Below are 24,080 nucleotides of genomic sequence, written 5' to 3'. Positions count from 1 at the left end.
AAGACTTGCGACTGAGAGCGCTCTCAGAAACTTCGGGTCTTCACAACTCGACGCCAGGAAGCGGCACTTGCCGGAACCGAGCGGGTGTGAAGCGTGACCATGACCACCCGGAAGTGGCCCGGAACAAGAGGTGAACGAACTCCCGGTCCGGCCCGCCGGCTCCCCGCTCCGGCCTGCGCCCCCCCCACTTGGACTTACGCACCGGGGTTGTTGGACGGAGTCGGCCCCCGGAGCCGAAGTTCGTTGACGGTGTCCCGACACGGCGACTACTCAGGGGCCATGTCGCCAAGATGCCCCTCCGTCGGCCTGGTCGCCGTCGCCTCAGCAGCCGTTCTGGCGCTCGTGGGGACCGCCCTCCCCGCCGCAGCCGCCGATCCGTCCCCCGCACCGGCCGGGGCGGCGAAGCCCAGCGGCTCCGCCACCATCGGCTCCCCCCAGCTCACGGTCGCCGTCGGCGACGACTTCCCGCGCGTCCTCTCGTACACCGACAGGGCAAGCGGCAAGCGGCTCCTGGGCTCCACCCGGCCGGTCACCGCCGTCACCCTCAACGGCACGGCCCACCCGGTGAAGCTCAAGCGCGCGCCGAAGATCACCGCCTCCGCCGCCCGCTACACCCTCGCCTTCGACGGGCTCCCGGGCGTCGAGATCGACGCCTCACTCACCGTCTCCGGGCGGGCCACCACCTTCAAGGTGACCGCCGTCCGGGACACCGCCGCCTTCCGGGTCGGCACGATCGACATCCCGGGGCACGACCTCATCTCCGTCGGCTCCGCCGAGACCGGGGCCGCCACCGCGTTCACGACGCTCGACCCGGACTCCACCCGGACGGCCGACCGGTTCGCGAAGGTCACCGGGGAGACACGGCCCGACGCCGCGCCCGTCGGAGCGAGTTACGCGATCCTCAACACCGGCTCGCTGGCCGCCGCGATCGAGTCCAACTCCTCGTACGACAAGCCCTCCGGCCCCACCGGCGGTGACGACGCCCGCTTCTGGCACCAGGCGCGCACCGAGGAGGGCGGCGGTGTGCGGGTCGGCGTCTGGTCCGGCCAGTGGACCTACCGGGGCGAGGGCGCGCCGAAGCCCGAGAGCGGCGAGAACCTGCCGTGGGCCAAGGTCGTCATCACCCCCGACGCCAACGGCGACAAGACCGTCGACTGGCAGGACGGGGCCATCGCCTTCCGCTCCATCGGCGTCACCGCGCCCGGCGGCGAGGACACCGCGAAGCGGGTCGTGACCCACATCCCGTTCAACTTCGCCAGCCAGGCCACCCACCCCTTCCTGCGCACCCTGGACGACGTCAAGCGGATCTCCAAGGCCACCGACGGCCTCGGCCAGCTCGCCGTCCTCAAGGGGTACGGCTTCGAGGGCCACGACTCCGCCCACCCGGACTACGGCGGCAACTACAACAAGCGGGCGGGCGGGCTGAAGGACCTCAACACCCTGCTCAGGAAAGGCCAGAAGTGGGGTGCCACCTTCGGCGTCCACGTCAACGCCACCGAGTCCTACCCGGAGGCCAACGCCTTCAGCGAGCAGCTCGTCGACAAGACCAAGCCCGGCTGGAACTGGCTCAACCAGAGCTACTACATCGACCAGCGCCGCGACATCAACAGCGGGGACCTGGAGAAGCGCTTCCAGCAGCTGCGCGACGAGACCGACCGGAACCTCAGCTTCCTCTACATCGACGTCTACTACTCCCACGGCTGGATCGCCGACAAGACCATCCAGTCCGTGCAGAAGCAGGGCTGGACCGTCGGCACCGAGTGGTCCGACAAGTTCGAGCGCGCCTCGCTCTGGTCGCACTGGGCCAACGACCTCAACTACGGCGGGGCCACCAACAAGGGCCTGAACTCGCAGATCATCCGGTTCATCCGCAACGGCGAGAAGGACATCTGGAACGATCACCCGGTCCTCGGCCAGAGCGCCCTGGAGGACTTCGAGGGCTGGACCGGCGAGACCGACTGGAACGCCTTCACCGCCAACATCTGGCAGAAGAACCTGCCCGCGAAGTACCTCCAGCAGCAGAGGATCACCCGCTGGGACGGCAACGACATCACGTTCACCGGCGGGGTGCGCGGCACGGTCGAGGACGGGAAGCGCACCTTCTACGAGCAGGGCCGCAAGGTGCTCAGCGGCACCGGCTACCTGCTGCCGTGGGACGCCGGCAAGAAGCTCTACCACTACAGCGAGTCCGGCGGCACCAGCAGCTGGGAGGTCCCCGGCAAGGGGCCGTACACCGTCTACGAGCTGAGCGACAACGGCCGCGGGAAGGTCGCCACCGTCCGTCCGGTGAACGGGAAGATCACGCTCACCGCCACCGCCGGGCAGCCGTACGTCCTCTACCACGCCCGTGCCCCGAAGGAAGCCGCCGCCGACTGGGGACAGGGCACGCACCTGAAGGACCCCGGCTTCAACGACCGTGCGCTGAAAGGCTGGCGGAAGACCGGCACCGCCGTACGGCACACCGACGAGCAGGGGCGCAACAGCGCCGCCCTCTCCGGCCCCGCGCACGCCGCCCTCTCCCAGACCGTCACCGGCCTCAAGCCCGGCAAGCGCTACACCGCCTCCGCCCTCATCGAGGTCGAGCCCGGCAAGACCCGGCGTACGGTGCTGAGCGCGGGCGGGACGTCGGTCGCCGTCGACCGCTCCACGGTGCAGGACCAGGTCGCCGCATCCGACTGGCACGGCACCTACTTCCAGCGCGCCAAGGTCAACTTCACCGCCGCCGCGAACGGCCGCACCACCCTGCGGATCGGGGCGGCCGCGGGCAGCGGGGCGAGGGTCCGCGCCGATGACGTACGGATCGTGGAGAACGCCCCCGCGACCCGGCCCGGCACGGTGGTGTACGAGGACTTCGAGGCGGTCGACCAGGGCTGGGGCCCCTTCCTCAAGGGCGACGCGGGCGGCTCGACCGACCCCCGCACCAGCATCTCCCAGCTCAACGCCCCATACACCCAGTCCGGCTGGAACGGGAAGCTGATCGACGACGTGCTCGGGGGCGAGGAGTCCCTGAAGTCCCATGAGGAGAACACCGGGCTCGTCCACCGGACCGCCCCCTGGACCGTCCCCATGAAGGACGGCCACCGCTACCAGGTGGAGTTCGCCTACCAGTCCAGCCACGCCGGGGCCTACAGCTGGGTCGACGGCTACGACCGGGTCGCGGGCGGCAGGGCCACCTCCACGGAGACCCGCTCCACCCCCATCGGACAGCAGCGCACCACCGGCCACTTCAGCCAGATGCTCACCGCGGGCTGCGGCGACACCTGGACCGGGCTGCGCAAGAGGGCCGGAGCACCCGAGGGCGCGGACTTCGTGCTCGACGACTTCACCGTCACCGACCTGGGCCGGGCCCCCGCGGGGCAGGAGGCCGTCTGCGGCACGCTCGACGTGGCCGCCGACGCGGAGACCCTGGAGCCGGGGGCCGCGAACACGGTCAAGGCGACCTTCGGCAACGACGAGGCGACGGCCGCCACGGACGTGCGGCTCGCGCTGACCGTGCCGGAGGGGTGGCGGGCCGAGCCCGCGGGCCCGGTCGCCTTCGACACGGTCCCCCCGGGCGCGAAGGTCACCGCCAGCTGGCGGGTCACCCCGCCGGCCGACGCCCCCTACGCGACATACCAGCTGGACGCGAAGGCCACGTACGCCGTCGAGGGCGCCGGGCGCACGCTCGGCGCGGGGACCTCCGTCCGCACCCTCCCGCCGCCGCCCACCGAGGACAGCTGGGCCAGTGACCTCGACTGGACGGCCTCGCAGAACGGCTGGGGGCCCGTCGAGCGCGACCTGTCCAACGGGGAGACCGGCGCCGGTGACGGCGGCCCGCTGAAGATCGGCGGGGTCGCGTACGCCAAGGGGCTGGGCACCCACGCCCCGGCGAAGATCCGCTACTACCTGGGCGGGAAATGCGCCTCCTTCACCGCCGAGGTGGGCGTGGACGACGTCCAGGCCACCCGGGGGAGTGTGCGGTTCTCGGTCACCGCCGACGGCACGGAGAGGGTGAAGTCACCGGTGTTGGGCGCCGCCGATCCGGCCTGGAAGCTCACCGCCGACATCACCGGCGCGAAGTACGTCGAACTGATCGTCGACGACGGCGGTGACGGCAACGGCAACGACCACGCCGACTGGGGCAACGCCCGTTTCCACTGCGGAAGTTGACGCGGAGGGATGGTACGGGGAGGGGTGGCGCCGGAGTCGGACACCCTTGGTGTCCGGAACCGGAGCCGCCCCTTCGGCCTTTCGCCCCGGGCGGCTGGGCCATACTGGAGGACGCCCAGCGGCCCCCTCCGTGCCGTGTGGCCCACCGCACACCTCCCCTTTGTTGGGTCTCTACAAGACAAGGCGGCGTTTCGCTGGTGGATCGCCTGCATGCTGCAACGGTTCTGTCCACTCCCACCACGAAACCGGGCGGGAGACTGTACGGAGTCGACGGCACGAATTCTGGGTCCGGGTTCGTAGGGTCAGTACATGACCGTTGTGGACGAAACCCAGGGTGAGCCGAGCGACGCCCGAGGCCGGGTGGCCGAACTGCTGGCCCTGCGCGAGCAGGCACGGCGCGGACCGAGCGAGCGGGCGACCGAGGCGCAGCACGCCAAGGGCAAGCTGACCGCGCGGGAGCGGATCGAGCTGCTGCTGGACCCGGGCTCGTTCAAGGAGGTCGAGCAGCTGCGCAGGCACCGGGCCACCGGGTTCGGCCTGGAGGCCAAGAAGCCGTACACCGACGGTGTCATCACGGGCTGGGGCACGGTCGAGGGCCGCACGGTCTTCGTGTACGCGCACGACTTCCGGATCTTCGGCGGGGCGCTCGGCGAGGCGCACGCCACGAAGATCCACAAGATCATGGACATGGCCATCTCGGCCGGTGCTCCGCTGGTCTCCCTCAACGACGGCGCGGGCGCCCGTATCCAGGAGGGCGTCAGCGCGCTCGCCGGATACGGCGGCATCTTCCAGCGCAACACGCGCGCCTCGGGCGTCATCCCGCAGATCTCGGTGATGCTCGGCCCGTGCGCCGGTGGCGCGGCCTACAGCCCGGCGCTGACCGACTTCGTCTTCATGGTCCGCGAGACCTCCCAGATGTTCATCACCGGACCGGACGTCGTGAAGGCGGTCACCGGCGAGGAGATCACCCAGAACGGCCTCGGCGGCGCGGACGTGCACGCCGAGACCTCGGGCGTCGCGCACTTCGCGTACGACGACGAGGAGACCTGCATCGCGGAGGTCCGCTACCTCATCGGGATGCTCCCCTCCAACAACCGCGAGAACCCGCCGACCGTCGACAGCGACGACCCCGCCGACCGGCGCGGCGACGTCCTGCTGGACCTGGTCCCGGCCGACGGCAACCGCCCGTACGACATGCACCAGGTCATCGAGGAGCTCGTCGACGACGGCGACTACCTGGAGATCCACGAGCGCTGGGCCCGCAACATCATCTGCGCCATGGCCCGCCTCGACGGCCAGGTCGTCGGCATCGTCGCCAACCAGCCGCAGGCGCTGGCGGGGGTCCTGGACATCGAGGCCTCCGAGAAGGCCGCCCGCTTCGTCCAGATGTGCGACGCGTTCAACATCCCGATCATCACCCTTCTGGACGTCCCCGGCTTCCTGCCCGGAGTCGACCAGGAGCACGGTGGGATCATCCGCCACGGCGCGAAGCTGCTCTACGCCTACTGCAACGCCACCGTGCCGCGCATCTCGCTGATCCTGCGGAAGGCCTACGGAGGCGCGTACATCGTCATGGACAGCCAGTCCATCGGGGCCGACCTCACCTACGCCTGGCCCACCAACGAGATCGCGGTGATGGGCGCCGAGGGCGCCGCCAACGTCATCTTCCGCCGGCAGATCGCGGACGCGGAGGACCCCGAGGCCATGCGCGCCCGCATGGTCAAGGAGTACAAGTCCGAGCTGATGCACCCCTACTACGCGGCCGAGCGCGGCCTGGTCGACGACGTCATCGACCCCGCCGAGACCCGCGAGGTGCTCATCGCCTCGCTCGCGATGCTCCGCAACAAGCACGCCGACCTGCCGTCCCGCAAGCACGGCAACCCCCCGCAGTAGTCACCGCCGCCGCGGCGCGATCCGCCGCCCGGTCCACGACCACCTGCCGAGAAGACGGAGACATCCCACCATGAGCCTCACTTCCGCCGAGTCCGTCCTGCGCGTCGAGAAGGGGCACGCCGACCCCGAGGAGCTGGCCGCCATCACCGCCGTTCTGATGGCCCGCGCCGCCGCCCAGCCCGCCGCCCCCGCCCGCCGCGGCCGCGACACGGCGGGCTGGCGCCGCCTGGAGCGCACGCCGGGCTTCCGCGCTCCGCACAGCTGGCAGGGCTGACACCAGCCGCCCCGGCGTTCCCAGGGTCACGAAGAAGGGCCCCGCACTCCCTCGGGAGTGCGGGGCCCTTCTCGGTGCCGGAGGGGGCCGCTCAGCGCAGGCGGGCCATCAGTGCGTGCTCGACCAGGGTGATGAGCGCGCTCTTGGCGTCGGCGCGGTGCCGGGCGTCCGTCGTCAGGATCGGCGTGTCCGGGCCGATCTGGAGTGCTTCGCGTACCTCGTCGGGGGTGTAGGGCTGGTGTCCGTCGAAGCCGTTGAGGGCGATGACGAAGGGCAGGCCGCTGTTCTCGAAGTAGTCGACGGCGGGGAAGCAGTCGGCGAGGCGGCGGGTGTCGACGAGGACGACGGCGCCGATGGCGCCGCGGACCAGGTCGTCCCACATGAACCAGAAACGGTCCTGACCGGGCGTGCCGAACAGGTACAGGATCAGGTCCTGGTCCAGGGTGATACGCCCGAAGTCCATGGCCACCGTCGTGGTGGTCTTGTCTCCGGTGTGGGTCAGATCGTCGATGCCCGCCGAGGCGGACGTCATCACGGCTTCGGTGCGCAGCGGGTTGATCTCCGAGACGGCACCGACAAACGTGGTCTTACCCACGCCGAAGCCCCCTGCCACCACGATCTTCGCCGAGGTAGTGGAGCGGGCCGCTCCGCCGCTAGAGCTTGCGAAGTCCACTGAGCACCCTTTCGAGCAGTGTCACATCTGGCTGGCCGCCGGCGGCCTCGTCGCCGCCGGGCTGATGGATAGCGACGAGTCCGGCCTCGGCCAGGTCGGCGACGAGGATCCGGGCAACGCCGAGGGGGATCGAGAGAAGGGCCGAGATCTCGGCGACCGACTTGATCTCGATGCAGAGCCGGCAGATCCGCTGGTGCTCGGGCAACTGCCCTTGCAGCCGGGTCGGATCGGCCGTCGTGCTGACCAGCGCCTCGATGGCGAGCTGGTAACGCGGTCGGGTCCGGCCGCCGGTCATGGCGTACGGACGGACGAGCGGGTTGTGCGCGGCGGGCTTGGCGGCCTTGGGGGCCTGCCGCTGAACACGGGGCTGCTGCTGGGGTGCGTCATATCGCTGAGGCTGCTGCGGCTGCTGCGGCCAGCCCGACCCCGGCTGCTGCTGCGGCCACTCGGACCCCTGCGCGCCGTGAGCGTCCTGCGGCTGCTGGTATGGCTGATACTGTCCGGGGCCCTGCCCGCCGGGCGCGCCGGGGAAGCCGAAACGGTTGTCACCGTGCTCACCCGGAACCCGCTGCTCACCGTCGTATGGGTGTCCGCCTGTGGGTGCTGCCACGTTTCCTCCTCCGACTGCCGGTCGCCGATCCCAGTGGGGCCGCGCCACCGCACCTTATGGCGCGGTGGCGAGAAACGCACTGCCTGTCTACTAGTTAAGAAGACTTCCCTGAAGCTCGGCACGGAGGTCCGGGGTCAGGACACTGCCCGCGCGGTCGACCAGAAGTGCCATTTCATACCCAACCAGACCGATATCGGCGTCCGGGTGGGCGAGAACGGCCAGCGAGGAGCCGTCGGAGATGGACATGATGAAGAGAAATCCTCGCTCCATCTCCACAACTGTCTGATTCACGGCGCCGCCCTCGAAGATCCGCGAGGCCCCCGCGGTCAGCGACGTCAGACCGGAGGCGACGGCCGCCAGCTGGTCGGCGCGGTCACGCGGGAATCCTTCGGACATCGCCAGCAGGAGTCCGTCGGCGGAGACCACCACCGTGTGCGACACCCCGGGGGTGTTGTCCACGAAGTTGGTGATCAACCAGTTGAGATTCTGCGCCGCCTGGCTCATCGGGCTCACACTAACGCTCCTGGTTGTAGGTATTACTGGTGTCCGACCCCGCGCTGCGTCCCTGCTGGATGCCCCGCCGCAGGTTGCTCAACCTGCCGCGGACGTCCTCGGGTGCGCGGGAGACCTGTGGGCCGCCCTGCTGGGTCTGCTCCGCCGTGCCCTCGACCAGGTTGGCCTTGGGTACGCGCCGAGGGAGGCCGGAGGGGGTTATTCCGCCCGCCTTCGGCTCACGGAGCTTCTCGGCTCGCTCCCAGCGCTCGTCGTTCGCCGAGCGCCAGTCGTCGGTGCCGTTCCCGTCCGTCTGCGGTGCCTGCCGCTGTTCCTGCTGCGGCTGCGGCTGCGGCTGCGGAGTCGGAGCGGGCTGGTCGTCGCCGCGGCCGCCGGGGCCGGGCTGCCAGTGCTGCTGACCGCCGCGGCGCGGCAGACCGGCTTCGGTCAGCTCGGGGCCGACGTTCGGGGTGGATCCCGGACGGTCGAAGCCTACGCGCTCCGAAGGCTCCGCGGGAGCGCTCGGAACAGATTCCGATTCGGCCGGAGCAGTCGGCTCAAAGGTGTTCTGGAAACCGCTCTGAACAGGCCAATCGTCCTGGTGGGACTGGTCTGCCGAAGCGGCGTACGGGTCGGCGTACTGACCCTGGGGGCCGTCCTGCGTGGCATATGCCGATTCCGCATAGCCGTCGTAGCCGTCCTGCTGTCGCGGCTGGGGATGCTGGTGCCCCTGCTGCTGCGGGTAGCTGTCCTCGCCGTCGTGCTGCTGCTGCCCGTAGGACGCCGGGTAGGCCTCCTGCTGCGGCTGCTGCCCGTACTGGTTCTGCCCGTACTGGTCCTGGCCGTACTGCTCGTCGGCGTAGCCCTGCTGACCGCCGTACTGGTCCTGCCCGGCGTACGCCTCCGGAGCGTAACCCTGCTGTTCCTGGGAGTTGCCCCCGAACGCGTCGTCGCCGCCGGCCTGGGCCTCCAGCGCCGCCCTGCGCTCCTCGCGCATCAGCGAGCGCCCGACCGGGTCCAGCTGCGCCGGATCCGCCGGAGCCTCGTAGCGCGAGTCGTCGAAGCCCAGCTCCGCGGCGGTACGCATCGGAGCCTGCTGCGGGGACGGCTCGAAGGCGTGCTGCTGCTCGGGGATGATCGAGGAGACGGTGAAGTCGTCCTGGCCGTCGAGGGGTTCGCCACCGCCACCGTGGGTGATGGCGTCCGGCAGCATGACCAGCGAGGTGGTTCCGGCCTGCTCGCCCGAGGGGCGCAGCTGGACCCGGATGCCGTGCCGGTCGGCCAGTCGGCCGACCACGAACAGGCCCATGCGCTGCGACACCGCGGCGTCGACGGTCGGCGGGTTGGCCAGCTTGTGGTTGATGTCGGCGAAGTCCTCGGCGGTGAGGCCGATGCCCTTGTCGTGGATCTCGACCATGACGCGGCCGTCGGGCAGCCGCGTCGCGGTGACCCTGACCTTGGTCTGCGGGGAGGAGAACGTCGTGGCGTTCTCCAGCAGCTCGGCCAGCAGGTGCACGAGGTCGGTGACGGCCTGGCCGTGGATCTCGGCCTCCGGCACCCCGGACAGTTCGATGCGCTCGTAGGACTCCACCTCGGAGGAGGCGGCGCGCAGCACGTCCACCAGCGGAACCGGCTGGTCCCAGCGGCGGCCGGGCTCCTCGCCCGCGAGGATGAGGAGGTTCTCGCCGTTGCGGCGCATACGGGTGGCCAGGTGGTCCAGCTTGAAGAGGCTCTCCAGCTGGTCCGGGTCCGCCTCGTTGTTCTCCAGGTCGGTGATCAGGGTCAGCTGGCCCTCGATCAGGGACTGGCTGCGGCGCGAGAGGTTGGTGAAGATCGCGTTGACGTTGCCCCGCAGCATGGCCTGTTCGGCGGCGAGCCGGACGGCCTCGCGGTGGACCTGGTCGAAGGCGCGGGCGACCTCGCCGATCTCGTCCTGCGTGGTGATCGGGATCGGCTGCACCCGGGTGTCGACCCGGCCCGGGTCGGTGCGCGAGAGCTGGTCGACCAGGGAGGGCAGCCGCTGCTCGGCGATGCCGAAGGCGGCGGTACGCAGCTGGCGCATCGAGCGGCTCATCTGGCGGGCCATGAGCCCGGCCAGGATGAAGGCGGCCAGCAGCGCGATGACGACGATGAGGCCGTTGACGATGGCGTCGGTCTTGGCGTCGGAGGAGATGTTCGCCGCCTCCTTCACCGCCTTGGCCACGAGCTCGTCCTCGACGGTGGCGTACCCCTCGAACTTGGCGGTGGCGGCGGCCATCCAGGTCTCGGGCGTGATGCCCTTCGCGGCCAGCTCCTCGGGGTCCTGGCCCTTGCCGATCTCCTGGGCCATGCCGTCGTAGACCGAGCCGTCGATGCTGGGCGGGGCCACGAACGGCTCGCCCGCGGCCTCGGCCTGGTCCTTGGCGGCCTTGAGCTGGCGGGCGCCCTCGGCGGCCTTGCCGGACATGACCTGCTTCAGCCGGTCCACGTCGGCCTGGGTGCCGCCGGAGTTGAACTCGCCGAGCGCGATCTGCTCCAGGTAGTTGTACGAGCCGAAGGCCTTGACCTGCTCGTTGTAGGTGCCGGGCTTCTTGCTCGGGCGCACCAGCAGGTGCGTGCCGATCGAGCGCTGAAGCGATTCTGCGGCCTTGGCCAGCTCGATCGCGTAGACGGTACGGCCGTAGCTGGTGACGTTGCCGGTGCCGAGGCCGAGCTCGTTGGCGAACTGCATCAGCGAGTGCTGGACCTGGGTGTAGCCCTCTTCGGTCTTCACCGGATCCAGGGCCTGCGAGTAGGCGGCCTTGCGCAGCTCGGGGAGCTTGGGCTCCTCGGCCTTGAAGAGCTGAAGACGGCGCTCCAGGCCCGCCTTCGCGGGCATCTGCTCCACCGCCGCGTCGAACTTCTTCGCGGCCTCGTCCGTGGCGGCGCGGGTCTCCTCGACGACTTCGGCGTCCCGCTCGCCCGAGAGCAGCGGCTGGGCGGTGAGGTCACGCTCGTTGAGCAGGGCCTGTCCGTAGCCGGACGCGGCGCGCACGACGACCGCGATCTTCTCGGCCTCCTGCGCCTCGCTCCAGGTGTCGATGGACCCCTTCACCTCGAAGCCGCCCATGACCAGGCCGACCAGCACAGGGATCAGGAGGATGGCGTTCAGCCGGGTGGCCACCCGCCAGTTGCGCGGGGCCATCGGGCTGGTGCTGCCACCGGCCGGTTCCGTCTCGGGCACATCGGCAGGTGACGCCCCAGCGCGCGACGGCGGGGTGAAGTTGCCCCGCTCGGGCTGCGCCGCGGAGCCCTCGTTGCTTCGCCTCACTCGACCAACAACCTCTCGGCGTCGGCACCTACGTTGTGCCGGATGATTCGTTCAGGGCCGTACTACTCGGGAGTTCGTCGAATTGCAGCACGGGTACGTGCCCCGTTCCAAACACTCGGAATCGATGATTCCGAGTGGCCCAGACCTCAGATAAAACGGGCATAAAGAGCGAGCCCCGTCAAAAGGCGGGGCTCATGTGAGCGCAGCGGCACCGAATGGATGCATCGGGTGGCGGTGCGCAATCAATTCTCTGTCGAAACGTTATGAACGCGGGGGCGGATCGTGTCAAACGACACAGGCCACCCCCGCGTGACTACGGCAACTTCCGTATGCCGATAACGACTTACGCCTGGTTGACCTGCTACTTCAGGCGTGCCATCAAGGCATGCTCGACCAGCGTGATCAGGCCGCTCTTGGCGTCGGCGCGGTGCCGGGCGTCCGTCGTGATGATGGGCGCGTCGGGGCCGATCTGGAGTGCTTCGCGTACCTCGTCGGGGGTGTAGGGCTGGTGTCCGTCGAAGCCGTTGAGGGCGATGACGAACGGGAGGCCGCTGTTCTCGAAGTAGTCGACGGCGGGGAAGCAGTCGGCGAGGCGGCGGGTGTCGACGAGGACGACGGCGCCGATGGCGCCGCGGACCAGGTCGTCCCACATGAACCAGAAACGGTCCTGACCGGGCGTGCCGAACAGGTACAGGATCAGGTCCTGGTCGAGCGTGATGCGGCCGAAGTCCATGGCGACGGTGGTCGTCGTCTTGTCCCCGGTGTGGGTCAGATCGTCGATGCCCGCGGACGCGGACGTCATGACGGCCTCGGTGCGCAGCGGGTTGATCTCCGAGACGGCCCCGACGAACGTGGTCTTGCCCACGCCGAAGCCGCCCGCCACCACGATCTTCGCCGAGGTGGTGGCGCGGCCCGTACCGCCGCTAGAGCTTGCGAAGTCCACTGAGCACCCTTTCGAGCAGTGTCACATCCGGCGCGCCGCCGGTCTCTCCGTTGCCCGGCTGGTGAATGGCCACCATGCCGGCTTCCGCCAGGTCCGCCACCAGGATCCGGGCGACGCCGAGCGGCATCGACAGCAGCGCCGACACCTCCGCCACCGACTTGACCTCACGGCAGAGGTGGCAGATCCGCTGGTGCTCGGGGAGCAGGGTCCCCAGGTGCGCCGGGTCTGCCGTCGTGCTGACCAGCGCCTCTATCGCGAGCTGGTAGCGCGGCCGGGTGCGGCCGCCGGTCATGGCATAGGGACGGACCAGCGGCTGGTCGCCTTCCCCGTCGTACGACGCGTGGTGCAGTGCGCCGTACGGATCGGGTGAGGCGGGTGGCGGGGTCATGAATCCTCCGGGCGTGACAGCAGGTTCTCGGCTTGCCGTCTGCAAGGGGCCGGTGGGGGGACTGAAGCGGCCCGTCGGGTGAGGGTTGTGGGCATTACCTGGGGGGATCGTGTCGTGAATCCGCTGGAAGGCCGCCTAGTGGAGCAGACTGCCTTGGAGCTCGGCGCGGAGGTCGGGCGTGAGGACGGTGCCCGCACGGTCGACAAGGAGGGCCATTTCGTACCCGACCAGACCGATGTCGGCGTCCGGGTGGGCGAGAACGGCCAGTGAGGAACCGTCGGAGATGGACATGAGGAAGAGGAATCCCCGCTCCATCTCCACAACCGTCTGACTCACGGCGCCGCCCTCGAAGATCCGGGACGCCCCGGCGGTCAGCGACGTCAGCCCGGACGCCACGGCGGCGAGCTGGTCGGCGCGATCGCGCGGGAATCCTTCGGACATCGCCAGCAGCAGGCCATCGGCGGAGACCACCACCGTGTGGGACACCCCTGGGGTGTTGTCCACGAAGTTGGTGATCAGCCAGTTCAGATTCTGTGCGGCCTGACTCATCGGGCTCAACTAACGCTCCTGCTGGTGAGTGGGGCCGAGATGGATACTGCCGGTCGACGGGCCGTTGTTGGCCTGCCGACCCTGCTGGATGCCCCGGCGGAGATTGGTGAGACGACCGCGTACGTCATCGGGCGCACGCGAGACCTGTGGTCCGGACTGGTGATTCTGCTGCTGAGCCGTCCCCGGAACCAAATTGGCGCGGGGGACCCGGCGGGGCAGCCCGGATGTGGTGACCCCGCCGGCGGCGGGCTTCTTGACCCGCTCGGCCTGTCGTACGAGTTCGTCGTTGGGCGAAGCGCGCCAGGAGCTGGTGACCGCGGCGTCGTCCGCACCGCGCTGAGGCAGCGGCGGAACGGGCGCGCCGGTGGACTCCGGAGCCGCGGGTGCCTGCGGCTCGGCGGACTGCTGGCCGCCCTGTCCCGGACCGTGGAACCAGTTGGTCTCCAGGGTGTCGTACAGCGGCGTACGGCCGTCTCCCGGACCGGCGGGCGGCAGGGCCTCCGGCTGCTGGGGCTGGACCGGCAGCGCGGGACGGCTCGTCGGCTCGCCCGCCGGACGCGGCGCACCGAAGTCGTTGCCGTCCAGGCCACGCTGACGCGGCGCGGGCCGCTGCTGACCCTGGTCGTACGCGCCCGGGTTCTGCTGGTCCTGGTTCTGCTGGAGCGGGGCACCGAAGTCGGGCCGCGCGAACTGCGCGGTGCTCGCCGGGTCCTGGCCCTGCGGGCTCTGCTGCGGGTACGGACGGCCCTGGGGCGCCGAGAAGTCGGGCCGGGCGAACTCGGAGGTCGCGCCGGGACCCTGGTGGTCGTCCAGCGGCTGCCGCTGGTTCGGCTGGTCGCCCGGGGCACGGAACCCCTGGTCCTGACCGGGTTCCGCCAGCCGGGCGAACTGCCCCGTCGCGTCGTGCTCGTCGTGACCGCGCGGCGCGTCGGCGCCCCAGCTGGTGGCCGCCGGGCGCTGCGGCTGCGGGTTGCCCCCGGGCAGCTCGGCACGCGGACCGCCGGGCGGCGGCAGCTGACGGCCGGGGCCGCCGGGCTGCTGGAATCCGCCCGGCTCCTGGCGGGACTGCTGGGTCTGCTGGTTCTGGGGCGCGCCCGGGCCCTGCTGGGGCTGCTGGGGCTGCGGCGCGAACTGGTTCGTACGGCCGTTCTGGCCGGGGGCGGCCGGAGCTCCGTGACCGAACAGGTTCGGCTGGCCCGCGTCGTTGCGGCCCTGGGCGTCACCCTGGCCGCCCTGAGGACCGCTGTGGGCACCGCCCTGGCCGCCTCGGGCGCCGAGCCGGGCGCTGTTGCCGAAGGCGCCGGAGAGGCCGCCGCCCTGGCGCTGCGGCTCCTGGCCCTGGGCCGGGAAGTCCTGGCCGCGGCCGCCGTTGTTCGGCTGTCCGCCGCTCTGCGGGCCCTGCGCCCGGCCCGGTCCGCTGTCGCGGGCGGGCAGAGCCGCCCGCGGACCCGAGCCCGCGCCGACCTGGCCGCGCTGCGCGCCCGGCCCGGAGCCGAGGCCCTTGGACCCCGGTCCGCCGGGGCCGCCGCCGAGGCCCGGACGCTGGCCGTTGCCCGCGCCGTTGCCCGTGAGCAGGCCGCCGGGGGCGCCGCCGGGCTGCTGGCCGGGACCCTGCTTGGACGGCGGCTGCTTGCCGCCGTGCGCGACGTCGACGGGCAGCATGACCAGCGCGGTCGTACCGCCGGAGTCGGAGGGGCGCAGCTGGATCCGGATGCCGTGACGCAGCGACAGCCGGCCGACCACGAACAGACCCATGCGGCGGGAGACCGAGACGTCCACGGTCGGCGGCTGCGCGAGCCGCTCGTTGATCGCGGCGAGGTCCTCGGGGGAGAGGCCGATGCCGGTGTCGTGGATCTCGACGAGCACGCGGCCGTCGGGCAGCGCGTGACCGGTGACCCGGACCTTCGTCTGCGGCGAGGAGAACGACGTGGCGTTCTCCAGCAGCTCGGCGAGCAGGTGCACGAGGTCGTTGACGACGCGTCCGGCGACCTCGGTGGCGGGCACCGCGGACAGCTCGATGCGCTCGTACTGCTCCACCTCGGAGGCGGCGGCGCGGAGCACGTCGACCAGGGGGACGGGGCGGGTCCACCGGCGGCCGGGCTCCTCGCCCGCGAGGACGAGGAGGTTCTCGCCGTTACGGCGCATACGGGTCGCGAGGTGGTCGAGCTTGAAGAGGGAGGAGAGCTGGTCCGGGTCGGCCTCGCGGGACTCCAGTTCGGAGATGAGCGAGAGCTGACGCTGGATGAGGCCCTGGGAGCGGCGCGAGAGGTTGGTGAACATCGCGTTGACGTTGCCCCGCAGAAGGGCCTGCTCGGCGGCGAGGCGGACGGCCTCGCGGTGCACGTCGTCGAAGGCCGCGGCCACCTGGCCGATCTCGTCCCGGGAGTGCACGCCGACGGACTCGACGGAGGTGTCGACGTCCTGCGGGTCGGTCTCGGAGAGCTGCTTGACGAGCTCGGGCAGCCGGTCCTGGGCGACCCGGGTGGCGGTGTCCTGGAGGCGGCGCAGCGAACGGATCATGGAGCGGGCCACCACGAAGGCGCCGACGAGCGAGACGCCGAGCACGATGAGGATGACCGCACCGTTGATGATCGCGTCGCGCTGGGAGGCCTGCCGCAGCTCACGGGCCTTGGCCTCCATGTCGCTGAGGAGGGTGGCCTCGATGTTCTCCATGACGTTGATCTTGATGGTGCTCTGGTCGTACCAGTCGAGGTACGACCGGACCAGCTTGCCCTCGATCTCGTTCGTGGTGTTGAGGACGCGCTTGGCGTACATGTTCCCGGCGTTGATCTCCGGGTTCCCGTTGTCCAGGGACCTCATGAGCTCTTCGGCGCTCTCGCCGGTCGTCCCGTAGATCGTCTTGAACGAGCGGATCGCCCGGTCTTCCTTTTCGAGCGCGTTCTTTCCGAACTGCCGGTCGTTCGGGTTCATGTGCGGGTCTTTGACCTGGCCGCCCGGGAGCGCCGCGGCGATGATCGCGCGCTGCACCGAGGCATATTCCTTGGCGGAGGAGAACGCCGCCAGGGCCCGGGTCCGCTTGATCATCTCCGGGTTGCTGGTCGCCTGGGCCATGTCCTGCGAGAGGCTCAGCAGCGAGGTGATCAGCTGGCTGTACCGGTCGATGGTGTTGAGGCTCGGCGTGTCCTCTTCGTACGCCGTCTTGCGGATCGTACGGATGGTGCCGAGCTGGGAGGCGATCGACGAGATGCTCGCGTGGATGCTCTCCAGCGCCTCGTCGCCCTCGGAGTCACCGATCGAGTCGGTCTCGTTCAGGAAGGCGTCCGTGGCCCGGTCGGTCTTGTCCCGGGGGCCGGTGACCTTGTAGTCGGTCGGCTTGGACTTGTTGGACAGCGGACCGGCCGACTGGTCGCGCTCGACCTGGAGCGCCTGGGCGAGCGTGGTCGCCTGCTTGGTCATCTTCGTCAGCAGCTGCATGTGCTCCAGCTGCTGCATGTCGTTCATCGACTCCTGGATCCGCAGACCGCCGAGGCTGGTCGCGGCGACCACCGGGAGGGCGAGGAGCGAGACCAGTCGCGTACTGATGCGCCAGTTACGGAGCGCTATTCGCGAGCCCGTGTCGACCGGGCCGCGGGAGGAGGCGGACGTGTTCGGCTCCGCACCGCCGTCCGTCGTGGAGCCCGGGCGTTGCGCACGGTCGGTGTTGTCGCCGGCGCCGGCCGGCCCGGGGTTCTGGGCGTGCTGGGGCGAGGAACCGCGGTCGGTCCCGCCGCGCGGCTCCTGTTCCGCCGGAGCGCTGCCATCCCTCTTGAAACGTCCCTGCACTAGCGTCGCAACCTCTGGACCAGGCGTTCCACCCGCGTAAACGGACAGAACGGTGTCGGCGTCGTGGGGCGCTGGACGCGCCCCCTTGATGGTCGTTGAGTGACCGGCGAACTCCCCCTCCCGCCGCCACTCGGCGCTGCGTTGCGCCCTGCGCGCCGGCACTTGAAACCCGCGGCGGTGCGTGGAATTCCAGCACAGTGCCGGATCTCCAACAAGGCCCATGTACCGGGCTGTGACCTGGGTGACACGTTGTGATGAACGAGTAACAAGGAGTGGAGAGAGATCGTGGGTAAAGCGGACTATTAGGGACGAGTCCCTTAGGGGTGGGGGGTGTCCTAGTCGCGATGATCAGGAGCGGAATAGTGGATTCAGTGGTGCAATGTCCGTTTCCTGTGCCGTGATCAGCTGTCCGGAATGGGCTAATTGTCGATTAGTTCGTGAGCAAACTCACATGATGATCGTCGCCTCATCCCGGCTTCGGCGGGGAACCGGATGTTTAGCCTGACGCTTTACAGGGATGGCGAATCCGACAAGCCGGCGCCGCCGATGCGGCGCCCGTACGAACAGGGTCCTGACGGCAGATGAAGACGACGACGATGTTCCGCAACATTGCCAACCCCCGGCGCACCACGCTGGCGCACCTCAAGGACGCCCAAGCGCTGCAGACGCCCCTCCAGCCGGAGCACGCCGCCGACCTGCCCGCCGTGACGGCCAACCCGCGCCGCACCATCCTCATGGACGCCCCGGTCACGGTCGCCCGGTAGCGGCCCCGCGCTGGGCGAGGCTGTGCCCCCTCACGGCGCCAGCGCCTCGCCCGGCCCGGATCACCCCGTCACGCCGTCCAGCACGCACGCTCGCGGCGTTGGCCGAAGGCCCTGGTAGCTCCGCTACCAGGGCCTTCGGCCGCCTTGCCGCCGCACGCACTGGACGACGCTCCTTCTGGGGCGGTCCGCGCCGGGCGAGGCGCTAGCCTGGAGCGTCAGTCTTCAGTCAGCCAGCAAGTGAGGGGCGACAGCATCCCGTGCGCATCGCCAGGTTCTCCATCGACGGCAACGTCGCCTTCGGCGCCGTCGAGGGACAGGGCACCGTGGAATCCGGTGACCTCGTCCTCGACATCATCAAGGGCATTCCGTACGCCGACTTCGAGCTCTCGGGCACCAAGGTCCCGCTGAACAAGGTCCGGCTGCTGCCCCCCGTGCTCCCCAACAAGGTCGTGGCCATCGGCCGCAACTACGCGGAGCACGCCGCCGAGCTCGGCCACGAGGTCCCCGAGGCGCCGATCACCTTCTTCAAGCCCACCACCTCGGTGATCGGCTCCGGCGACGCGATCGAGTACCCCTCCTTCTCCAGCGAGCTGCACCACGAGGCCGAGCTGGCCGTGGTCATCGGGCGTATGTGCCGCGAGGTCCCCCGCGAGCGCGTCAAGGACGTCGTCTTCGGCTACACCTGCGCCAACGACGTCACCGCCCGCGACGTGCAGAAGCGCGAGAAGCAGTGGGCCCGCGCCAAGGGCTTCGACACCTCCTGCCCGCTGGGCCCCTGGGTGGAGACCGACGCGGACCCCCACGACCTCACCATCCAGGCGACGGTCAACGGCGAGCAGCGACAGCTCGGCCGCACGAGCGACATGGTCCGCTCCGTCGAGGACCTGATCGTCCACATCACGGAGGCCATGACGCTTCTCCCGGGTGACGTGATCCTCACCGGGACCCCCGCAGGGGTCGGCCCCCTGCACGTCGGCGACGAGGTCGCCGTCACCATCGAAGGCATCGGCACTCTCACCAACAAGGTGATCAAGCGTGGCTAACGCACCAGCGGCACCCTCCCCCAAGCTCTCGGCTCCGCTCGGCCAGGGGGTACCCCCTCGTGTCCGTTTCTGTCCCTCCCCGACCGGCAACCCCCACGTGGGCCTGGTCCGCACGGCGCTGTTCAACTGGGCCTTCGCCCGGCACCACCAGGGCACCCTGGTCTTCCGGATCGAGGACACCGACGCGGCGCGCGACTCCGAGGAGTCCTACCAGCAGCTGCTCGACTCGATGCGCTGGCTGGGCCTGGACTGGGACGAGGGCCCCGAGGTCGGCGGCCCGCACGCCCCCTACCGCCAGTCGCAGCGGATGGACCTGTACAAGGACGTCGCCGAGAAGCTGCTCGCCGCCGGGTACGCCTACGCCTGCTACTGCACCACCGAGGAGCTGGACACCCGCCGCGACGCCGCCCGCGCCGCGGGCAAGCCGTCCGGTTACGACGGCCACTGCCGCGACCTCACCGACGGGCAGACCGCCGCGTACGAGGCCGAGGGCCGCAGCTCGATCGTCCGCTTCCGGATGCCCGACGAGGCCATCACCTTCACCGACCTGGTCCGCGGCGAGATCACCGTCCAGCCGGAGAACGTCCCGGACTACGGCATCGTCCGCGCCAACGGGGCCCCGCTCTACACGCTGGTCAACCCGGTCGACGACGCGCTGATGGAGATCACCCACGTCCTGCGCGGCGAGGACCTGCTCTCCTCCACCCCGCGCCAGATCGCCCTGTACCGGGCGCTCATCGAGCTGGGCATCGCCAAGGACACCCCCGCCTTCGGCCACCTGCCGTACGTCATGGGCGAGGGCAACAAGAAGCTCTCCAAGCGCGACCCGCAGGCCTCCCTCAACCTGTACCGCGAGCGCGGCTTCCTCCCCGAGGGCCTGCTGAACTACCTCTCGCTGCTCGGCTGGTCGATCGCCGAGGACCGCGACATCTTCTCGGTGGACGAGCTGATCGCCGCGTTCGACATCAAGGACGTCAACGCCAACCCGGCCCGCTTCGACCTCAAGAAGTGCGAGCACATCAACGCCGAGCACATCCGCATGCTGGATGTGAAGACCTTCACCGAGGCCTGCGGCCCCTGGCTGAAGGCCCCGTTCGCCCCGTGGGCGCCGGAGGCCTTCGACGCGGAGAAGTGGACGCGGATCGCCCCGTACGCCCAGACCCGGGTCACGGTGCTCTCAGACATCACCGACAACGTCGACTTCCTCTTCCTGGACGAGCCGGTCGAGGACGAGGCCTCCTGGGCCAAGGCGATGAAGGGCGACCCGGCCGCGCTGCTGACCACGGCCCGCGCCAACCTGGAGGCGGCCGACTGGGACGACCCGGAGTCGCTGAAGAACGCCGTCCTCACCGCCGGTGAGGCCCACGGCCTCAAGCTCGGCAAGGCCCAGGCCCCGGTCCGCGTCGCCGTCACCGGCCGCACCGTCGGCCTGCCGCTCTTCGAGTCCCTGGAGATCCTGGGCCGCGAGAAGAGCCTGGCCCGGGTGGACGCCGCCCTGGCCAAGCTGGCCGCGTAAGGCGACAGACACCCCGGAAGGGCCGCAGCCGACCGGCTGCGGCCCTTCCCGGCTTTCCCCTCCGAGGCGGCCGCCGGGCGGCTACCGTGACGTACATGCCGATCCGAGCCGTGCTCTGGGACATCGACGACACGATCTTCGACTACACGGGTGCCGACCACACCGGCATGCGGCTCCACCTGGAGAGCAGGGGACAGCCCGAGATGTACGCGTCGGTCGACGAGGCCCTCGCCGCCTGGCGGGCGATCACCGCCGTGCACTGGGCGCGCGTCGCCGCCGGGGAGACGGACTTCGCCGGCCAGCGCCGGGACCGGGTGCGGGACTTCCTCTCGCGGCCGATGACGGACGCCGAGGCCGACGCCTGGTTCGCCGGCCACCGGGTCCACTACGAGGCCGCCTGGGAGCTCTTCCCGGACGTGCTGCCGGCCCTGGACAGGCTGGCCCCCGACTACCGCCACGCGATCCTCTCCAACTCCAGCGCCCCTCACCAGCACCGCAAGCTCACCGCGCTGGGCGTCCGCGACCGGTTCGAGGCGATGGTCTGCGCCGTGGAGCTCGGCATCTCCAAGCCCGAGCCCGGAGCCTTCCACGCGGCCTGCGAGGCGCTCGGGCTGGAGCCCCACGAGGTGGCGTACGTGGGGGACGAGCCGGACATCGACGCGAGCGGGGCCGTGGCCGCCGGACTGACCGGCATCTGGCTCGACCGGCGGGGCCGGGGCGGAAGGCCGGATCTCCTGACGATCACCGGACTCGACCGGCTGCCCGGGCTGCTGGCAGGCAATACCCGTTTTGGAGCGTCGGACACCTTCAGGTAATGTTCTTTCTGCGCCGCCCGAGCGGGACGGAAGATCCGACCGGGAAGCGCAGAAAGAGGTGAAGCCCCCTCCAGGGGTTGCATTTCAGTGGGCTATGGTGTAATTGGCAACACTACGGTTTCTGGTACCGTCATTCTAGGTTCGAGTCCTGGTAGCCCAGCGCAACACCAAGCAGTAACCAGCAGTACAAGCAAGACAAGCCCCCGTTGTGTAGCGGCCTAGCACGCTGCCCTCTCACGGCAGTAGCGCCGGTTCGAATCCGGTCGGGGGTACAGATCCTTCCCGCGGGAACGTCCGGGTCGCACCCACGTTTTCGATGCAGGATCGCTAGGGCCCCCGTTGTGTAGCGGCCTAGCACGCTGCCCTCTCACGGCAGTAGCGCCGGTTCGAATCCGGTCGGGGGTACTTGTCCCACCATGGGCTATGGTGTAATTGGCAACACTACGGTTTCTGGTACCGTCATTCTAGGTTCGAGTCCTGGTAGCCCAGCGCAAGTCAGCAGTAACCACGCCCCCGTTGTGTAGCGGCCTAGCACGCTGCCCTCTCACGGCAGTAGCGCCGGTTCGAATCCGGTCGGGGGTACAACAGAGCACAACAGAAAGGCCCTTCACCTCGGTGGAGGGCCTTTCCGCTGTCGTCGTCCGGGTCACAGACCGTACCGGCGGGCCGACTCCTCACTCTGCGCCAGCCGTCGCAGCGACATCAGCAGCGGCTCGTAGAGCACCGCCGACGCGACGGCCTTCTCGACCTGCTCGGCCTCCGAGCCGTACGTCTCCATCTCGTCCAGATCGTGCACGGCGGCCTGCTCCATGATCCGGGCCTGCCGGGTCAAGTAGCCGATGTCACAGGGGTATCCGAGCCGGACCAGCGTGGCCACCGAGGCGACCAGCGACCGGTGGACGGGGGAGAGGTCACCGAGCTCCAGCGCGGTCGACCACCCCAACTCCGCGAGCAGCGACGCCACATGGCTGCGCGCGACGGCGGTCTCCGGGGCGTCCTCGTCCGGCGCGGGCCCGTGCGGCAGGGCCCACAGCGCCGCTCCCAGACGGATCGTGCGGCCCAGCGACTCGTCGTCCACGTGCGCGAGCACCTCGCGGGCCGTCGCCACCGGCAGTCGTCCGACCTGGATCAGCGCCCGCACCAGCCGCAGCCGCCGCAGATGGGCCTCGTCGTACTCCGCCTGCGTCGCACTGACCCGCTGCCCGGCAGGCAGCAGCCCCTCACGCAGGTAGTACTTGATCGTCGCCGTCGAGACGCCGCTCTGCTCGCTGAGTTCCGAGAGTCGCATTCCGTGTGCCTTCCCTTGCGCCACGCCTTGGGCAGTGCCACTATCCCACCATTGGATAGCGCAACTCTCCAACGAAACGGGGCATCACATGTTCGCGAAACCGATACCGGGCCGGACGACGGCGGCGGCCGAGGGCGATGTCGTCGTCCTGCTCATCGGGATGCGCATCAACCACTTCTGGGGCGTGCACCACTGGCTGCCGGTCTTCGCCGCGATGCCGCGCATGCTGCGGGAGTTGACCAGGAGCAAGGATCGGGGGCTGCTCGGCTACACGCTGCTCACCGGCTCGCCCCGGACGTACTACGTCGTCCAGTACTGGGAGTCGAAGGAGAAGCTGTACGCGTACGCGGCCGCTCCCGACATGTTCCACCGCAAGGCCTGGGCGATGGTCAACCGCAAGGAGAAGAAGTCCCGGCAGCACGTGGGGCTGTGGCACGAGAGCTACATCGTGCCCGAGGGCGGCTATGAGTCCATCTACGCCGATATGCCGGCGTACGGGCTGGCCGCGGCCACCGGCGTACTGCCGGTCACGGCCCGGGGCCGCAGGGCGGCGGACCGGCTCGCCCATCGGTCGGCCGCGCAGGAGTCCGGGCCGGAGCCCGGGAAGGGGAAAGCGGCTGCCACGGCGCTGGGGCGGCCTTCCGGAAAAGGGGAGGAGTAGCGGGTCGCATCCCCGCGGTACGGAGGTGAGCGGCGCGTCGGCCCGTGCGGGGGCGGCGCGTCGTGCTCCGTACGAAGGGGATGTCAGCCGCTGCGGCGCAGGGCCTCGCTCAGCCGCGCTGCCGAGTCGATGACCGCCTGGGCGTGCATCCGGCCCGGGTGGCGGGTCAGCCGCTCGATCGGTCCGGAGACCGAGACGGCGGCGACCACCCGGTTCGAGGGGCCGCGCACCGGCGCCGAGACCGAGGCGACGCCCGGTTCCCGCTCGCCGATCGACTGGGCCCAGCCCCGCCGCCGTACGCCGGAGAGCGCCGTCGCGGTGAACCTGGCGCCCTGGAGGCCCCGGTGCAGGCGCTCCGGCTCCTCCCAGGCCATCAGGATCTGGGCGGAGGAGCCCGCCTTCATCGTGAGTGTGGAGCCGACCGGCACTGTGTCCCGGAGTCCGGACAGCCGTTCCGCCGCTGCCACGCAGATGCGCATGTCGCCCTGCCGGCGGTAGAGCTGTGCGCTCTCGCCGGTGATGTCGCGCAGGTGGGTGAGCACCGGTCCGGCCGTGGCCAGCAGGCGGTCCTCGCCCGCCGCGGCCGCCAGTTCCGACAGCCGGGGGCCGAGGATGAACCGGCCCTGCATATCCCTCGCCACCATCCGGTGGTGTTCCAGTGCCACGGCCAGTCGATGGGCCGTGGGCCGTGCGAGCCCTGTCGCCGCGACCAGCCCGGCGAGGGTGGCCGGACCGGACTCCAGGGCGCTCAATACCAGAGCTGCCTTGTCGAGAACGCCGACGCCGCTAGAGTTGTCCATACGACGATACTCCCGTCTCACTCTGTGAAACGCAAGTTCAATTTTCCGCGGAAGTTGCGAACCTTTGGGGGCGGCCGCACAACGGCTCGTAGCCACCGCCCCGCTCGGGGGTGCGGACGGAGGCGCACCGAATCTCTAGTTGGGCTGGCG

The 24,080-nt window shown here is 70.2% G+C and carries 18 protein-coding genes and 5 tRNA genes; 13 read left to right on the top strand and 10 right to left on the bottom strand.

All coding sequences use genetic code 11. The features are described from left to right. The first annotated feature begins 279 nt into the window (after window positions 1-279). From ACZ5WC_RS22270 to ACZ5WC_RS22260, 3 genes are all read left to right on the top strand, one after another. Window positions 280-4,149 carry an endo-alpha-N-acetylgalactosaminidase family protein gene (locus ACZ5WC_RS22270; RefSeq protein WP_468542415.1) on the top strand — a complete coding sequence of 1,290 codons (3,870 nt, stop codon included), beginning with the start codon at window positions 280-282 and terminating at the stop codon, window positions 4,147-4,149. Window positions 4,150-4,458: 309 nt separating this feature from the next. Beyond that, window positions 4,459-6,042 (top strand): acyl-CoA carboxylase subunit beta, encoded by a 1,584-nt coding sequence (locus ACZ5WC_RS22265; RefSeq protein ID WP_468542414.1) that lies wholly within the window; start codon window positions 4,459-4,461, stop codon window positions 6,040-6,042. Between the two features lie 70 nt (window positions 6,043-6,112). After that, window positions 6,113-6,316 (top strand): acyl-CoA carboxylase subunit epsilon, encoded by a 204-nt coding sequence (locus ACZ5WC_RS22260; RefSeq protein ID WP_053559225.1) that lies wholly within the window; start codon window positions 6,113-6,115, stop codon window positions 6,314-6,316. Window positions 6,317-6,407: 91 nt separating this feature from the next. On the opposite strand, the gene ACZ5WC_RS22255 is transcribed toward ACZ5WC_RS22260, so the two are convergent. The 8 genes from ACZ5WC_RS22255 to ACZ5WC_RS22220 all read right to left on the bottom strand — a co-directional run bounded on the left by ACZ5WC_RS22255 (window position 6,408) and on the right by ACZ5WC_RS22220 (window position 17,043). Further along, the gene (locus ACZ5WC_RS22255) at window positions 6,408-6,989 is read right to left on the bottom strand and encodes a GTP-binding protein (protein ID WP_014048542.1); all 582 of its coding nucleotides are present in this window, start codon (window positions 6,987-6,989) and stop codon (window positions 6,408-6,410) included. Beyond that, window positions 6,970-7,599, bottom strand: coding sequence for a DUF742 domain-containing protein (locus ACZ5WC_RS22250; RefSeq protein ID WP_468542413.1), 630 nt, complete (start codon window positions 7,597-7,599; stop codon window positions 6,970-6,972). Before ACZ5WC_RS22250 ends, ACZ5WC_RS22255 begins: the two co-directional genes overlap by 20 nt. Window positions 7,600-7,689: 90 nt before the next feature. Then, window positions 7,690-8,103 carry a roadblock/LC7 domain-containing protein gene (locus tag ACZ5WC_RS22245; protein WP_006127847.1) on the bottom strand — a complete coding sequence of 138 codons (414 nt, stop codon included), beginning with the start codon at window positions 8,101-8,103 and terminating at the stop codon, window positions 7,690-7,692. Between the two features lie 10 nt (window positions 8,104-8,113). Further along, window positions 8,114-11,380 (bottom strand): sensor histidine kinase, encoded by a 3,267-nt coding sequence (locus ACZ5WC_RS22240; RefSeq protein ID WP_468542412.1) that lies wholly within the window; start codon window positions 11,378-11,380, stop codon window positions 8,114-8,116. A 361-nt stretch (window positions 11,381-11,741) separates the two neighbouring features. Continuing rightward, a complete protein-coding gene (locus tag ACZ5WC_RS22235) occupies window positions 11,742-12,323 on the bottom strand; it encodes a GTP-binding protein (protein WP_003966011.1) in 582 nt (193 codons plus the stop codon). Further along, window positions 12,304-12,711, bottom strand: coding sequence for a DUF742 domain-containing protein (locus tag ACZ5WC_RS22230; RefSeq protein ID WP_072487285.1), 408 nt, complete (start codon window positions 12,709-12,711; stop codon window positions 12,304-12,306). Before ACZ5WC_RS22230 ends, ACZ5WC_RS22235 begins: the two co-directional genes overlap by 20 nt. 135 nt (window positions 12,712-12,846) lie before the next feature. Further along, window positions 12,847-13,260 (bottom strand): roadblock/LC7 domain-containing protein, encoded by a 414-nt coding sequence (locus tag ACZ5WC_RS22225; RefSeq protein WP_006127850.1) that lies wholly within the window; start codon window positions 13,258-13,260, stop codon window positions 12,847-12,849. Between the two features lie 9 nt (window positions 13,261-13,269). Further along, complete coding sequence (locus ACZ5WC_RS22220; RefSeq protein WP_468542411.1) at window positions 13,270-17,043, bottom strand: sensor histidine kinase; 3,774 nt, start codon at window positions 17,041-17,043, stop codon at window positions 13,270-13,272. Between the two features lie 581 nt (window positions 17,044-17,624). On the opposite strand from ACZ5WC_RS22220, the gene ACZ5WC_RS22215 reads away from it, so the two are divergent. The 9 genes from ACZ5WC_RS22215 (at window position 17,625) to ACZ5WC_RS22175 (ending at window position 21,763) form a co-directional block, all read left to right on the top strand. Continuing rightward, window positions 17,625-17,807 (top strand): hypothetical protein, encoded by a 183-nt coding sequence (locus tag ACZ5WC_RS22215; protein ID WP_096626273.1) that lies wholly within the window; start codon window positions 17,625-17,627, stop codon window positions 17,805-17,807. A gap of 257 nt (window positions 17,808-18,064) precedes the next feature. After that, complete coding sequence (locus tag ACZ5WC_RS22210; RefSeq protein ID WP_096626275.1) at window positions 18,065-18,850, top strand: fumarylacetoacetate hydrolase family protein; 786 nt, start codon at window positions 18,065-18,067, stop codon at window positions 18,848-18,850. After that, window positions 18,843-20,366: a glutamate--tRNA ligase gene (gene gltX, locus ACZ5WC_RS22205; RefSeq protein ID WP_468542410.1), complete on the top strand. Its 1,524-nt coding sequence runs from the start codon at window positions 18,843-18,845 to the stop codon at window positions 20,364-20,366. Before ACZ5WC_RS22210 ends, gltX begins: the two co-directional genes overlap by 8 nt. A gap of 95 nt (window positions 20,367-20,461) precedes the next feature. Next, on the top strand, window positions 20,462-21,181 hold the full coding sequence (locus ACZ5WC_RS22200; RefSeq protein WP_468542409.1) for an HAD family hydrolase: 720 nt from the start codon (window positions 20,462-20,464) through the stop codon (window positions 21,179-21,181). Window positions 21,182-21,269: 88 nt separating this feature from the next. Further along, window positions 21,270-21,341: transfer RNA gene (locus tag ACZ5WC_RS22195), tRNA-Gln, on the top strand. 39 nt (window positions 21,342-21,380) lie between these two features. Continuing rightward, window positions 21,381-21,453, top strand: a tRNA-Glu gene (locus ACZ5WC_RS22190). A 60-nt stretch (window positions 21,454-21,513) separates the two neighbouring features. Next, window positions 21,514-21,586 (top strand) — tRNA-Glu (locus ACZ5WC_RS22185). 12 nt (window positions 21,587-21,598) lie between these two features. Continuing rightward, window positions 21,599-21,670, top strand: a tRNA-Gln gene (locus tag ACZ5WC_RS22180). Between the two features lie 20 nt (window positions 21,671-21,690). Next, window positions 21,691-21,763: transfer RNA gene (locus ACZ5WC_RS22175), tRNA-Glu, on the top strand. Window positions 21,764-21,827: 64 nt separating this feature from the next. On the opposite strand, the gene ACZ5WC_RS22170 is transcribed toward ACZ5WC_RS22175, so the two are convergent. Beyond that, window positions 21,828-22,469 (bottom strand): MerR family transcriptional regulator, encoded by a 642-nt coding sequence (locus ACZ5WC_RS22170; protein ID WP_096626281.1) that lies wholly within the window; start codon window positions 22,467-22,469, stop codon window positions 21,828-21,830. Window positions 22,470-22,557: 88 nt separating this feature from the next. On the opposite strand from ACZ5WC_RS22170, the gene ACZ5WC_RS22165 reads away from it, so the two are divergent. Beyond that, on the top strand, window positions 22,558-23,130 hold the full coding sequence (locus ACZ5WC_RS22165; RefSeq protein ID WP_468542408.1) for a DUF4188 domain-containing protein: 573 nt from the start codon (window positions 22,558-22,560) through the stop codon (window positions 23,128-23,130). 83 nt (window positions 23,131-23,213) lie between these two features. Here the strand turns inward: ACZ5WC_RS22165 and ndgR are convergent, their stop codons facing one another. Next, on the bottom strand, window positions 23,214-23,930 hold the full coding sequence (gene ndgR, locus ACZ5WC_RS22160) for an IclR family transcriptional regulator NdgR (protein ID WP_026237628.1): 717 nt from the start codon (window positions 23,928-23,930) through the stop codon (window positions 23,214-23,216). Between the last annotated feature and the right edge of the window lie 150 nt (window positions 23,931-24,080).

Source organism: Streptomyces sp. NPDC033165 (assembly GCF_055577965.1).
The sequence above is the reverse complement of the archived record's forward strand: the minus strand, read 5'-3'. Positions and strand labels throughout refer to the sequence as shown.

Bases quoted from the DNA above. Each gene is read 5' to 3' on its own strand.
- ACZ5WC_RS22270 (WP_468542415.1), top strand. From the start codon at position 280: ATGTCGCCAAGATGCCCCTCCGTCGGCCTGGTCGCCGTCGCCTCAGCA.
- ACZ5WC_RS22265 (WP_468542414.1), top strand. From the start codon at position 4,459: ATGACCGTTGTGGACGAAACCCAGGGTGAGCCGAGCGACGCCCGAGGC.
- ACZ5WC_RS22260 (WP_053559225.1), top strand. From the start codon at position 6,113: ATGAGCCTCACTTCCGCCGAGTCCGTCCTGCGCGTCGAGAAGGGGCAC.
- ACZ5WC_RS22245 (WP_006127847.1), bottom strand. From the start codon at position 8,103: ATGAGCCAGGCGGCGCAGAATCTCAACTGGTTGATCACCAACTTCGTG.
- ACZ5WC_RS22230 (WP_072487285.1), bottom strand. From the start codon at position 12,711: ATGACCCCGCCACCCGCCTCACCCGATCCGTACGGCGCACTGCACCAC.
- ACZ5WC_RS22225 (WP_006127850.1), bottom strand. From the start codon at position 13,260: ATGAGTCAGGCCGCACAGAATCTGAACTGGCTGATCACCAACTTCGTG.
- ACZ5WC_RS22215 (WP_096626273.1), top strand. From the start codon at position 17,625: ATGAAGACGACGACGATGTTCCGCAACATTGCCAACCCCCGGCGCACC.
- ACZ5WC_RS22200 (WP_468542409.1), top strand. From the start codon at position 20,462: ATGCCGATCCGAGCCGTGCTCTGGGACATCGACGACACGATCTTCGAC.
- ACZ5WC_RS22170 (WP_096626281.1), bottom strand. From the start codon at position 22,469: ATGCGACTCTCGGAACTCAGCGAGCAGAGCGGCGTCTCGACGGCGACG.
- ACZ5WC_RS22165 (WP_468542408.1), top strand. From the start codon at position 22,558: ATGTTCGCGAAACCGATACCGGGCCGGACGACGGCGGCGGCCGAGGGC.
- ndgR (WP_026237628.1), bottom strand. From the start codon at position 23,930: ATGGACAACTCTAGCGGCGTCGGCGTTCTCGACAAGGCAGCTCTGGTA.